The sequence below is a fragment of the Staphylococcus sp. FSL W8-0304 genome, from assembly GCF_038006565.1.
Classification (GTDB): Bacteria; Bacillota; Bacilli; order Staphylococcales; family Staphylococcaceae; genus Staphylococcus; species Staphylococcus epidermidis.
In genome coordinates this window covers 1,223,208-1,236,180 of record NZ_JBBOVL010000001.1, presented here as the reverse complement: position 1 = coordinate 1,236,180, position 12,973 = coordinate 1,223,208, and the positions used below count along the sequence as shown (strand labels likewise).

Sequence of the window (12,973 nt, the reverse complement as noted above, 5' to 3'; positions counted from 1 at the left end):
TTTTGACCCCCTATAAGGATTGAATATCAATGCCTTCTTTCATTAATTCATTTCTAATTTCCGTAACAAATTCTAATGCGTGTTCACCATCTCCATGAACACAAATTGTATCTGCTTTCAAATCGATAATTTTTCCATTTTTACTTACAACTTTATTTTCCAAAACCATTTTTAATGCTTGTTGGATTGCTTCGTCAGTATTAGTGATAGTGGCATCGGGTTTTTTTCTACTTACCAATTGACCGTCATCTTCATAACGACGGTCAGCAAACACTTCCGAAGCTACCCTAAGCCCCACTAATTCAGCTTCCGAAATAAGTAATGTATTCGCTAAACCGACAAATATTAAATTTGAGTCGAAATCAAAAACTGCTTGAGCAATTGCATGTGCAATTTCTTTATTTCTAGCCCCCATTTGATAAAGAGCACCATGAGGTTTAACATGCATCATTTTTACATGATTGATTTTACAAAAGCCACTTAACGCACCTAATTGATATACAACTAAGTTATAAATTTCATTTGGGGTAAGATCCATTTTACGACGACCAAAGCCTTTCAAATCAGGAAGACCTGGATGCGCTCCAATACTTATATTATTTTTTTTCGCTAATTGAACGGTTTCATTCATAACATCTTCATCACCTGCATGATAACCACAAGCAATATTAGCAGAAGTTATTAATGGTAAAATATGCTGATCTCCACCGAATGTGTAATTACCGAAAGCTTCTCCTAGATCACAATTTAAATCAATTTTCAACTTCATTTCACCTCTTTAATGATTTGATGTTTTTCAAGAAATTTAATATCTACTTTACTTGCATCGCCTTTTGCATATATTGGATAATTTAAAACCGCATATAAAAAGTCAGCTGTAGTAGTAAAACCTTCGATGACCAGTTCATCTAACGCAACTTTTAGTTTATTAATAGCAGTTTGTCTATTAGAATCCTTTACAATCACTTTAGCTACAAGTGAATCATAATAAGGAGAAACTTGATAACCTGTGTAAAGTAAAGAATCTACTCGTATATTAAATCCTTGAGGTAAGTGTAATTTATTAACTTTTCCTGGAGTAGGTAAAAAATTTTTTTCAGGATTTTCAGCATTTATACGTGCCTCAATTACATGACCATTAAATAAAATATCTTTCTGAGTGAATGGTAATTCACCGTGTGTTAATAAATATAACTGAGCTTGTAATAAGTCTCTATCTGCACGCATTTCTGTAACTGTATGTTCAACTTGAATACGAGCATTCATTTCAATAAAGTAATGTGCATCTTCAGTAACTAAAAATTCTATTGTTCCAGCACTACGATATCTTGAAGCTTGAGCTACTTTAACTGCATCACTACATATTCTTGTTCTTCTTTGTTCAGTTAATGCAGCACAAGGCGCTTCCTCTATTAATTTTTGATTCTTTCGTTGAACAGAACAGTCACGTTCACCTAAGTGAACATAGTTATTTTTACCGTCTCCGATAATCTGCACTTCCACATGTTTTGCTACTGGAATGAATGCCTCTACATACACTCGATCATCATTAAAATATTTTTGTCCTTCACTTTTAGCCTCTTTCAATGCCTGATCCAATTGAGATGCTTCTTTAACAATTCTGATACCTTTCCCACCACCACCACTAGCTACTTTTAGTACAACTGGAAATCCAATTTCTTTGGCTAATAATTTAATTTCATCTACACTTTGAACAGCATCATTAGAACCTGGTATAACAGGTACACCTGCTTGTTTCACAGTTTGTCTGGCAGTAATTTTATCTCCCATCATTTCCATAGTTGTCTTACTAGGTCCAATAAAATGTATATGGTTATCTTCAACGGCTTTCGCAAAATTCGTAGATTCCGATAAGAAACCATAGCCAGGGTGAATAGCATTTGATTCTGTAACTTTTGCAGCAGATATAATACGATCAATATTTAAATAACTGTCTAATGGATTTGCTTCACCTATGCATATTGCTTGATCGGCTAAACTTACATGTAAGCTGGTTTCATCACCTTTTGCATAAATGGCAACTGTCTCTATGTTAAGCTCTCTACAAGCTCTTATAATTCTTACTGCTATTTCGCCTCTATTTGCAATCAAACATCGATACATCAATGAATTCCTCCTATTTAACTCTAACTAGTAGCTGATCATATTCAACATTGTCTCCATGTTCTACTAATATTTCTGTGACCTCACCTGAAACATCCGTAATTACTTCATTCATAACTTTCATAGCTTCAATGTAACCGATAACATCTCCTTCAGTTACGGTATCACCAACTTTAATCTTAGGTTCTGTTAATTCTTTACTATCTTGTAAGAAGAATGTTCCAACCATAGGAGATTTAATCTCTTGCTGGTCATTTGATATGTCTTCTTGTTTTTCATCATAGGATTTAATATTATCTTGTTGAATATCTTGAGATGATTGTTGTGAATATTGTTGAGATGCTCCATTAGTAAAATCAAGTTCTATTTCATTATGAGCGTCCTTATACTTAAATTTTTTTACATCATTAGCTTTTACCAATTTAATGACTTTCTCAATTTTTTTAATATCCATTTATCTATCCTCCTTAATTATTTCTGCAATTTTATTAGAAGTATGTCTAATATGATTTAGGTTAAACAATGGTTGCTCATCAAAACGCTTTAGTAATTGTTCAAATTTAGACTTAAATTCTTTAAGCTTTTTAGAAGCTTCTTCAACAGTTATCCATTCAAACTGTATAATGTCTCCAGGCTTCATCTGTGCTAATTTTCTTAAATCTAATTGTGTTACCGTTGCAATTTTTGTATAACCACCAATTGTTTGTTTATCATTTAAAAGAATAATGGGATTACCGTCGCTAGGTACTTGAATACTTCCCAAAGCGACAGGTTCAGAAATGATATCAGCACTATTTTTAGGTGCTACTGTATTACCTTTTAATCTGTATCCCATTCGATCTGATTGATCAGAAATTTTGAATTCACTATTAACGAATTTAGCTATCGTTTCTTCATCAAATTCATTGATTTGAGGTCCTTCAATGACGTGTATGTAATTATTATCAGGTATAGATGAAAAATCAATTGTTTTTCCTAAATTAGTTTTATAGTTATGATTAACTTGAGTTGCAATAACATCGTATTTCTTTAATGCACGACCTTTAAATCCGCCCATTCCACTCCTAACATGTGTAGAATAGCTTTGAGCCACTTTATCAATTTTAAGTGGGTGTCCAAAAACAATATATCCTCTTGCTCCTTCAGTGATTTGACCAATGTCTAATTGATCTCCGTTTCTCACATGATAAACGGTTAGTAAATCAATTTTGTTACCATTAAGTTTCGGTTCTGAATTACCACCGACAATGGCAAAAGTATTGTCTGTTAAAAATTCTATGTTGGGACCTACTAACGTATATTCAATTGCTGGTCCTTGATTTCCGATAAGTTTTTGTGCAATAGAAAAACTATAGTAATCTAAAGCACCTGCTTCAGAAAATCCTAAATCCTGATACCCAATTCTACCTATATCTTGAATTGTTGAAAACAGACCAGGCTTTAAAATTTTAATACTCATCTTGATATGTCACCCACTTATCTATATCAAATTTTCCTTTATTAATATCGTTTGATATTTTTTCAAACTCTTGATAATTAATACTATAAAATTGTATGTAATCACCAGCTTCATATAACGTCATTGGTGACCTATTTAAATCGAAAACTTTTATTGGTGTGCGACCAATAATCTGCCAACCACCAGGTGAGTCCATAGGATATAAACCTGTTTGATTATTTGCTATTCCAACAGAACCAGCGTTAATTTTGATTCTAGGTTCAGATCGTCTAGGTGTGTGCAACTTAGCATCTAATCCACCTAAGTAAGGGAAACCCGGCATAAACCCAAGCATATAGATTAGATAAGGTTGTTGTGTATGTATTTGAATAACTGCTTCCTGACTTAATTTATTAACGTTAGCTACTTCTGATAAATCTGGACCAAAATCTCCACCATATAATACAGGTATATGAATGATACGCTGTTTAAAATGTGATTGTTTTCCACTGTTCAAACCTTCATCAAATTCTAAATTTTCTAATAATTCAGCTCCATTTATCTCTGAGTTATCAAAGTAAATTAGAATAGCACGATAAGAAGGTACAATGTTTGTTATTTCTGATAAATTTTTCGATTTTATGTATTGAATTGTTTGTTGTACCTTTTTGAACGTAGATTCACTAATTTCATTTTCAAAGTAAATCATAATTGTTTGTTCATTAATAAATTGTGTCCTCAAAACAAAATCCCTCCTTTTAAAAATACTAAGGAATTATTTGTTACAACAATTTTATTGTACCATTGCAATAAAGATGTTGTTTAATAATTAATTCAAATAGCTAATAATAACAAATAATAAATTGAATTAAAGTTATTAGGTTATCTTAATTATTGCAAACTTCTAAACATTAAATTTCTATTATCATTTAATCATATTGATGACAGTTTGTCATACTGTGTTGTATAAAACCTCATCAAACATATGTTTAAACTATTCTCAAATTACACAAAAAAAACCTGAGACATCAAAAATAGTCTCAGGTTTTAAAGTGCATTGAAGTGTAATCATAACTATCAAAATACAAGAATAACACTTTTTAAATGATATATTAGAATCTTATATATACAAGGTTCTACTCAAAATTTCTCTATATTACTACCCGGAATCGAGGTTAGAAAGTAATTCAACGATTTTTAAGTTTGACTTCCCGCATTTGGTAAATTATTTACTTAATTTCAACGATTTTAACGTTCATTTCGCCACCGTTAGGAAGTGGAACACGTACTTGATCATTTAATCCTTTACCAATTAATGCTATTGCCATTGGAGATTCGTTAGAAATTTTTCCTTTAAAAGCGTCAGCTTCAGCAGACCCAACGATTTGATAACTTTCTTCTTCATCTCCAGGTAATTCAATAAAAGTAACTGTTTTACCAATTTGAACTACATTGTTATCACCGTTATCTTCAATGATTAAAGCATTTCTAATCATGTGTTCAATACGTTGTATATCTTGTTCAATAAAGCCTTGTTCATCTTTAGCAGCATCATACTCAGAGTTCTCAGATAGGTCTCCAAATGAACGGGCTACTTTTATTTTTTCAACTACCTCAGGTCTTTTAACCGTTTTTAATTCTTCTAATTCTTGTTCAAGTTTCTCATAACCTTCTTGAGTCATAGGATATTGTTTTTGGTTTTCCATAAATCTCATCTTCCTTTACTATAAAAATTACTATTTTTTGCTTACGAGTGATTGGATTTTAGTAGTCATAATATCTATGGCAACTTTATTGCTGCCTCCTTCAGGAATTATGATGTCAGCATGCTTTTTTGTAGGTTCAATAAATTGCTCATGCATAGGTCTAACTACATTAAGATATTGATTAATTACTGATTCCATTGTACGACCACGCTCTTTAGTATCTCTAGTAAGTCTGCGTAAAATTCGTAAATCAGCATCAGTATCAACATAAATTTTCACATCCATCATGTCTCGTAATGTCTTGTTTTCTAAAGCAAAGATACCTTCTACGATAATAACATCTTTTGGATCAAATGCAATTGTTTCTTTACTACGTGTATGTTGAGAATAATCATACGTAGGTACCTCAACTGGTTTTCCATTTCTTAAATCTTTTAAGTTATGAATAAGTAAATCATTATCAAATGCAAACGGGTGGTCATAATTTGTTTCAAGCCGTTCTTCAAATGTTAAATGTGATTGATCTTTATAGTAATAATCTTGTGCTAAGAGTGCGACACTATGACCTTCTAAATTCTTCATAATTGCATTTGTAACTGTAGTTTTTCCAGAGCCCGAACCCCCTGCAATGCCAATAATCGTTGTCTGATTCATTAGCCAATTTCCTTTCTCATCATGTTGTTAGAATAAATAGGCTTATCTACTTTAATTTGTACAATTTGTAATGGATGACGTGCTGCATCTAAAGAATTACCTTCTTCGTCGTAAATCGCTTCAACAACTTGTTTAAAACTATCAATTTCTGGGCCGAAGAACTCAATTTCTTGTCCTGGTTTAAAATGATTTCTCTGTTGTATTGTTGCTAATTGTGTTTCATGGTCATAATCTAGCACGAGGCCACAAAAATCATAAGATGACTTTTTAGACTGTTCTTCACCAAACATTTGCTCTTCATAACCAGGTGTACCTTGAAAGAAAGCTGGTGCTGTGTCACGATTTGCACATTTATTTAATTCCATTAACCATTCCGGTTTTATTTTAAAGTTTTCGGGGTCCTCAGCATATGCATCAATGACTTTACGATATACAGAAACAACTGTAGCAATGTAATGTATAGATTTCATGCGTCCCTCAATTTTTAACGAATCGATGCCTAATTCCATCATTTGAGGTATAGATTCTATTAATTTTAAATCTTTAGGACTCATTGCAAAAGGAGTAACATCACTGTTGTCATAATATAAATCTAGGTCTCCATCACTATCAACTTCAAGTAAATCATAGTCCCATCGACAACTCTGACAACAACCACCTCGATTAGAATCTCGAGCTGTCATATGATTACTTAAAGTACAACGACCAGAATATGCGATACACATTGCGCCATGTATAAACGCTTCTATTTCAATATCGACTTTTTCTTTCATTTCACTCATTTCCATTGCACCAGTTTCACGTGCAAGTACAACTCGGTCTAATCCTTCTTGTTTCCAAAATTCAACAGCTTTATAATTTGAAAGAGATTGTTGCGTTGATAAATGAATTTCTAGTCTAGGCGCAACTTTTTTACAAGTTTCTATGATAAGAGGATCCGCTACTATAATACCTGTAGCACCTGTAGATTCAAGGTTTTGCAAGTACTCTTCTAGTCCCTCCATATTTTCATCATGTGCAATAATATTCGTTGTAACATAAATTTTAGCGCCATAATGATTAGCGAAGTCTACACCTTCAGCAATCTCTTCCATAGTAAAATTATCAGCATTAGAACGTAATCCATATTCTTGGCCACCTAAAAACACTGCATCTGCACCATAGTGAACAGCAATCTTAAGTTTCTCTAAGTTACCAGCTGGTGCAAGTAGTTCAGGCTTTTTCATTATCTTTTGGGTCTTGGATTTAACTTCTTCTAAAGTTTTCATTTTAATGATAAGCCTCCTTAATATACTGTTTGTTTATACAAGAAACCTTCGTCGAATGGACGATGTTCAGGTTGTATTTCTTCTATAGGATCAACGAGCATAAATTTTTCATCTTCATATGCATCCGGATCTTCATTAAATAAATCTATAGCTTCTCGATATTGCTCTGTGACTACATTTATATATTCTTCACTTTGTAAAATACCATCTATTTTAAACGCGTCTATCCCTGCCTCAAAAAAAGGCTCTAATTCTTCTATTAAACAGATATCATTTGGAGACATGATATGCGTACCATTATAATCTTCGAAAACTGGATATTTATTATCTCTTTCTTCATCGTATAATAATAAGTCTCCATGATCATGTTGACGTTCTATCTTCATTTGTCGCTCTTGGAAAGTATAATAATTTCCTAATAGCATTCTTTTGGATTGAAACATACAAGTCATACCATGAACTTGAACTTCTATCTCTACATCAGCATGCTCTTTAATATGAATTATTTCATCTAAACTAAGTTCTCGAGCTAATACTGCTCTATTTGCACCTTTTTTCCCCCAGTAATTACACTGAAAATAATTCGTTACAAGAGTTTCAGCATCCCAATTTAATGGAATTGGATGCTCGTGTTGTTTAACATACATAACGACAGCTGGATCACCAAATATAATGCGATCTACTTGAATATCATGTAAAAAGTTAATATAGTCTTCCAAAGCGTCTAAGTGGTAATTATGGAAAATACCATTCACAGCAGCGTATACTTTTTTGTTATTTTTATGGGCTAATGCTACAGCTTCTTGCATAGCATCACGATTAAATTCTCCCGGCAGTCTTAAACCAAATTTTTGTTCACCAATAACAAATGCGTCTGCACCTTTATCTATTAGTGTTTCCATATGAGTTATTGACTTAGGAGTAACTAATAATTCAACCATAGTCATTCTCCTTTTATAGATATTGCTAATCCATCATCCATATTTATAAAGTTTGTTGTAAATTGAGATTGCTCCATCAACCATTCATTGTACTGTTGCACTTTCTTAACCATTTGTTTCACATTTCTAGAACGAACAACGTCTATATTTGAAACAAATCCATGATATAAAACATTATCAGTAACTACAATTCCACCTTTTTTTAATAACGGTGTATATAGTTGGAAGAATTTCTTTGATTGTGCTTTGGCTGCGTCGATAAATATCATATCATATTGTTTGTCATTGACTTGTTCAAATGCATTCAAAGCATCATATTCAATTATGCGGATTTGATTCTGGTATCGATACTTTTTTATGAACTTTTTTGCAAGATGAATCATGTCCTCATTTCGTTCAATTGTTGTTACATTTATATCTTTAGAAATATTAGCGAATTGCATTGAACTATAACCAATGGCTGTACCAATTTCTAAAATATTTTTAGTTCTATTCATTCGAATGAGTTGTCTTATCAAATCAAGTGTTAATTTATCAACAATAGGAACTTGATTTTCTTCGGCATAAACTCTTAGTTCTTCGATTTCAGTATCAATTGATTGATGTAATTGTGTTAAATATTTTTGATTTGAATCCATATCATTAAAACTTCCTTCATCATTAACAATTGCAAAAACAAAATAAATCAGCCCATGTATTGATTATGTTGATAGTTAATCAATGAAAATGACTGATTATGATAGTAATTCTTCTATACTTTTATATTAGAAGTAAATATGAGTATTCATAGAAATTAACTTAAGACATTTTACCATAATTCAAAGATTTTTATAAGAGGCAATTATACGAATATGTCTTTGAGCACTATTATTAGTAGGGTAAATTCAAATAATTCTAATATTAAAATGCCTGGGACAGCTTTGATTGTCTCAGGCATTTTGAATGTAATTTAAGATAGTAACTAAGTTAAAAATTTAATAATATTAAACTTTCCCTCTCAATATAATTCCATGATAGAGGAGACCTAGAAACTCAATTACACTTCTCACACAACATCTTATAAAGATTATTCGTTAATCTCAGTATTTACAACTTCTTCAATCATATCCCACTCTTCATCTGTTTCAATAGGGACTAATTTCCCTCCATCACCAGAATCATCAGGTTCATTTATCATTGGTACAAGTTCAATCATGTCTTCGTCATCTGATTGTGCACCTTCTTCTGCAAGAACGACATATTCTTTTTTGAATTCTGGATGATAAAATTCTAACATTTTACGGTATAAAACTTCATTTCCGTTTTCATCATATAACGTAAGTAATTCCTCTTCATTATTTATTGTTAATTCAGCATCGTGATTATGTTCTGTCATTTTCATTTTCTCCTTTATTGAATAGAATCTAAATAGCCTTGTAAAATAAATACAGCTGCCATTTTATCTATTACCTTTTTTCTTTTTTGTCTTGAAACATCTGCTTCAAGTAAAGATCTTTCAGCAGCCATTGTACTTAAACGTTCGTCCCACATAACAATATCAATAGAAGGGACAGAGTCTTGTAACTTTTCTTTATATTTTATTGAAGCCTCTCCACGAAAACCTATTGAATTGTTCATATTCTTGGGTAAGCCAATAACAACAGTTCCAACTTGATTATCTTTAATAATCTTCACGAGTTGATCAATTCCTAAATCATCTTGTTCTTCATTGATACGGAGTGTGTCTAACCCTTGAGCAGTCCAACCCATAAGGTCACTTATAGCAATGCCAACAGTTTTACTTCCAACATCTAGTCCTAAAATTTTATGCTTTAGCATATTAATTCTTAGACTCTTTTAAATAGTTTGAAACGAGTTCTTCCATAATTACATCACGGTCTATATGACGTATTTGGTTTCTTGCTTCATTTTGACGCGGAATATATGCAGGGTCTCCAGATAATAAGTAACCCACTATTTGATTAACTGCATTATATCCACGTTCTTCTAATGTACGATGAACATTCTGAAGAACTGATTTGACATCTTCCTTTGGAATTTCTTCATAACTAAATTTCATTGTTTTATCAAAATTTTCCATATACGACACTCCTTCATAAGCGTATTCTGACTCACTTTAATTCTACACCATTATTCATTGGAGTTATAGATTTTTAATGTAATCTTTAATAAAGCGTAATGCTTCTGTTATCTTTTCAGGTTGGGTTCCGCCTCCTTGAGCCATATCAGGACGGCCTCCACCTTTTCCACCAATAATTGGTGTCATGTTTTTGATAAGATCTCCAGCTTTCACTTGATTTGTAAGTGATTTTGGTACAGTAGCAATTACAGAAACCTTTCCATCAACTTGTCCGACTAACACTATAATAGTATCTTGAAGTTTAGATTTAAAGTCATCCATAGTTGAACGTATCGCTTTTGGATCTGGAATTTCTACTTCTGTTGCTAAAACTTTCACATTATTAATCAACTCAACCTGTTCTTCAATGTTCCCCATCTTTAGTGATGTAATTTCTTTGTTGCGTTGTTCTAATTGTTTAAGCAGTCCTTTTTCTTCATCTTGAAGTTGTTTAACTTTTTCAACTACTTGGTTATCAGATTTAACTTTTAAATGATTTTTAATAGTATTGAATTGTGTTTCAATTTCTTCAAGATGTAAGAATGCACCTTTACCAGTTAAAGCTTCAATTCTTCTAACACCAGCGCCTGTTCCAGATTCACTCACAATCTTAAAGAGACCAATTTCCGCAGTATTATTCACATGTATTCCACCGCACAATTCTATTGAAAATGGTGCCATATTGACAACGCGAACAATATCTCCATATTTTTCACCAAATAAAGCCATAGCGCCTATTGATTTGGCTTCTTCAATACTCATTTCTTGAATACGGACATCGATAGCTCTCCAAATTTCTTCATTTACTCTACGTTCTACTAAATTAATTTCTTCTTGTGTCATAGGACCAAAATGTGAAAAATCAAAACGTAGTCTTTCAGGTTCAACTAACGATCCAGCCTGATTAACATGATCTCCTAATACTTCTTTTAAAGCAGCATGTAGTAAATGTGTAGCACTATGATTTTTTTGAATAAGTCGTCTATCTTCTTTGTTAACACGTGCTTCTACTTTCGCGTTTTGTGTTGCTTCGCCAAATTGCACAATACCTTTATGTAAGTTTTGGCCATTAGGCGCTTTAGTTACGTCAGTTACATTTATTTCAAAGCTCTCATTACCAACTGTTCCCTTATCTGCAACCTGTCCACCACTTACTGCATAGAATGGCGTTTCTCTTAAAATAAAGTAAATTGTTTCTCCTGCTTCAGCATGTTTAACTTCTTCACCATTGTATATGATGTGAGTTATTAATGATTGATAGTCCGTAGTTTCATACCCAACAAATTGACTATCATCTTGAATATTTTTTAGTACTTCACTTTGAACTTGCATTGATTGAGAATTCTGTCGAGCTTGTCTAGCTCGATCTCTCTGTTGTTGCATTTCCTGTTCAAAAGTAGACATATCAACAGACAATTTTTCTTGAGTTGCTAATTCTTCAGTTAATTCTATTGGGAATCCATAAGTATCATATAACTTAAAAGCATCATGACCTTTAATAACCTGATTACTATTCTTCGCTTCTTTTATCAGTTCATTTAAAATCGTAAGACCTTCCTCAAGCGTTTCATGGAAGCGTTCTTCCTCTGATTTAATGACACGTTTAATAAAGTGGGACTTGTCTTTGACATTTGGATAATATGGTTCCATGATATCAGCGACTATATCAACAAGTTTATACATAAATGGTTCATTAATTCCCAATGATTGGCTAAAGCGTACTGCTCTACGTAATAATCTTCTTAATACATATCCTCGACCCTCATTAGCTGGTAATGCGCCATCGGCAATTGCGAAAGCAATTGTTCTAATGTGGTCTGCGATAACTTTAAATGCAACATCTTGTGCATCATCAATTAAATATTTTTTTCCTGAAACATGTTCTACTTCCTTAATTATAGGCATAAATAAGTCTGTTTCATAATTTGTTCTTACATTTTGTGAGATAGAAGTCATACGTTCTAATCCCATGCCAGTATCAATATTTTTGTTTGGTAGTGGTGTGTAAGTATTGTCTTTATTGTGATTAAACTCACTAAACACTAGATTCCAAACTTCTAAATATCTTTCGTTTTCACCACCAGGATACATTTCTTCAGCAGGATCATCATTTCCATAATCCGATCCACGATCATAGAAAATTTCTGTATTCGGTCCAGATGGTCCTTCTCCGATATCCCAAAAATTGCCCTCTATTCGAATAATACGACTTTCCTCTAAACCAATGTCTTCATGCCAAATTCTATAGGCTTCAGTATCTTCAGGATGAATAGTTACATATAACTTCTCAGGTTCCATGCCCATCCATTTATCGCTTGTTAGAAATTCCCAAGCAAATTCAATCGCTTCATGTTTAAAGTAGTCACCGATTGAAAAATTACCTAGCATCTCAAAAAAAGTATGATGGCGAGCAGTAAAGCCGACGTTTTCTATATCGTTTGTTCGTATAGCTTTTTGAGAATTGACAATTCTTGGTTTTTTAGGAGTTTCACGCCCGTCAAAGTATTTTTTTAAGGTAGCTACACCAGAATTAATCCACAATAATGTATCATCATCGATAGGTACAAGTGGTGCAGACGGTTCAATCATATGCCCTTTTTCTACAAAGAAATCCAAATATTTTTGCCTAATTTCACTAGCTTTCATTTTTTTCATAAATAAAAACTCTCCTTCATACGTTTTTGTTATCGCAGTTAGATAGTCATAGTTGAGTATTATTCAAG

The 12,973-nt window shown here is 32.6% G+C and carries 13 protein-coding genes and 2 pseudogenes; all 15 read right to left on the bottom strand.

Going from position 1 to position 12,973, the window contains the following annotated elements:
* Positions 1 to 10: 10 nt before the first annotated feature.
* The 15 genes and pseudogenes from pxpA to alaS all read right to left on the bottom strand — a co-directional run bounded on the left by pxpA (position 11) and on the right by alaS (position 12,905).
* Positions 11 to 763 (bottom strand): 5-oxoprolinase subunit PxpA, encoded by a 753-nt coding sequence (pxpA, locus tag NST35_RS05840; RefSeq protein ID WP_002457763.1) that lies wholly within the window; start codon positions 761 to 763, stop codon positions 11 to 13.
* Positions 764 to 765: 2 nt separating this feature from the next.
* The gene (locus tag NST35_RS05835; protein ID WP_002457764.1) at positions 766 to 2,124 is read right to left on the bottom strand and encodes an acetyl-CoA carboxylase biotin carboxylase subunit; all 1,359 of its coding nucleotides are present in this window, start codon (positions 2,122 to 2,124) and stop codon (positions 766 to 768) included.
* A 13-nt stretch (positions 2,125 to 2,137) separates the two neighbouring features.
* Positions 2,138 to 2,389 (bottom strand): annotated as a pseudogene (locus tag NST35_RS12515) (acetyl-CoA carboxylase biotin carboxyl carrier protein); the annotation flags it as partial.
* 80 nt (positions 2,390 to 2,469) lie between these two features.
* Positions 2,470 to 2,578 (bottom strand): annotated as a pseudogene (locus NST35_RS12510) (acetyl-CoA carboxylase biotin carboxyl carrier protein subunit); the annotation flags it as partial.
* On the bottom strand, positions 2,579 to 3,583 hold the full coding sequence (locus NST35_RS05825; protein WP_002457766.1) for a 5-oxoprolinase subunit C family protein: 1,005 nt from the start codon (positions 3,581 to 3,583) through the stop codon (positions 2,579 to 2,581).
* A complete protein-coding gene (pxpB, locus tag NST35_RS05820) occupies positions 3,573 to 4,304 on the bottom strand; it encodes a 5-oxoprolinase subunit PxpB (protein ID WP_002446594.1) in 732 nt (243 codons plus the stop codon). The genes NST35_RS05825 and pxpB overlap by 11 nt, the downstream gene beginning before the upstream one ends.
* 487 nt (positions 4,305 to 4,791) lie before the next feature.
* Complete coding sequence (gene greA, locus NST35_RS05815; RefSeq protein ID WP_002457767.1) at positions 4,792 to 5,268, bottom strand: transcription elongation factor GreA; 477 nt, start codon at positions 5,266 to 5,268, stop codon at positions 4,792 to 4,794.
* A 30-nt stretch (positions 5,269 to 5,298) separates the two neighbouring features.
* Entirely contained in the window at positions 5,299 to 5,922 is a 624-nt protein-coding gene (gene udk, locus NST35_RS05810) for a uridine kinase (protein WP_002446596.1), read from the bottom strand.
* The gene (locus NST35_RS05805; protein WP_002446597.1) at positions 5,922 to 7,190 is read right to left on the bottom strand and encodes a peptidase U32 family protein; all 1,269 of its coding nucleotides are present in this window, start codon (positions 7,188 to 7,190) and stop codon (positions 5,922 to 5,924) included. Before NST35_RS05805 ends, udk begins: the two co-directional genes overlap by 1 nt.
* A 17-nt stretch (positions 7,191 to 7,207) precedes the next feature.
* Entirely contained in the window at positions 7,208 to 8,131 is a 924-nt protein-coding gene (locus NST35_RS05800; protein ID WP_002456168.1) for a peptidase U32 family protein, read from the bottom strand.
* A gap of 2 nt (positions 8,132 to 8,133) precedes the next feature.
* Positions 8,134 to 8,769, bottom strand: coding sequence for an O-methyltransferase (locus NST35_RS05795; protein ID WP_002457769.1), 636 nt, complete (start codon positions 8,767 to 8,769; stop codon positions 8,134 to 8,136).
* Positions 8,770 to 9,197: 428 nt separating this feature from the next.
* Positions 9,198 to 9,506, bottom strand: a complete 309-nt coding sequence (locus NST35_RS05790; RefSeq protein WP_002457770.1) for a DUF1292 domain-containing protein — start codon at positions 9,504 to 9,506, stop codon at positions 9,198 to 9,200.
* A gap of 14 nt (positions 9,507 to 9,520) precedes the next feature.
* Positions 9,521 to 9,949: a Holliday junction resolvase RuvX gene (ruvX, locus tag NST35_RS05785; protein WP_002457771.1), complete on the bottom strand. Its 429-nt coding sequence runs from the start codon at positions 9,947 to 9,949 to the stop codon at positions 9,521 to 9,523.
* A 1-nt stretch (position 9,950) separates the two neighbouring features.
* On the bottom strand, positions 9,951 to 10,211 hold the full coding sequence (locus tag NST35_RS05780) for an IreB family regulatory phosphoprotein (protein WP_001830883.1): 261 nt from the start codon (positions 10,209 to 10,211) through the stop codon (positions 9,951 to 9,953).
* A 63-nt stretch (positions 10,212 to 10,274) separates the two neighbouring features.
* Positions 10,275 to 12,905 (bottom strand): alanine--tRNA ligase, encoded by a 2,631-nt coding sequence (gene alaS / locus NST35_RS05775; protein WP_002457772.1) that lies wholly within the window; start codon positions 12,903 to 12,905, stop codon positions 10,275 to 10,277.
* Positions 12,906 to 12,973: the final 68 nt, after the last annotated feature.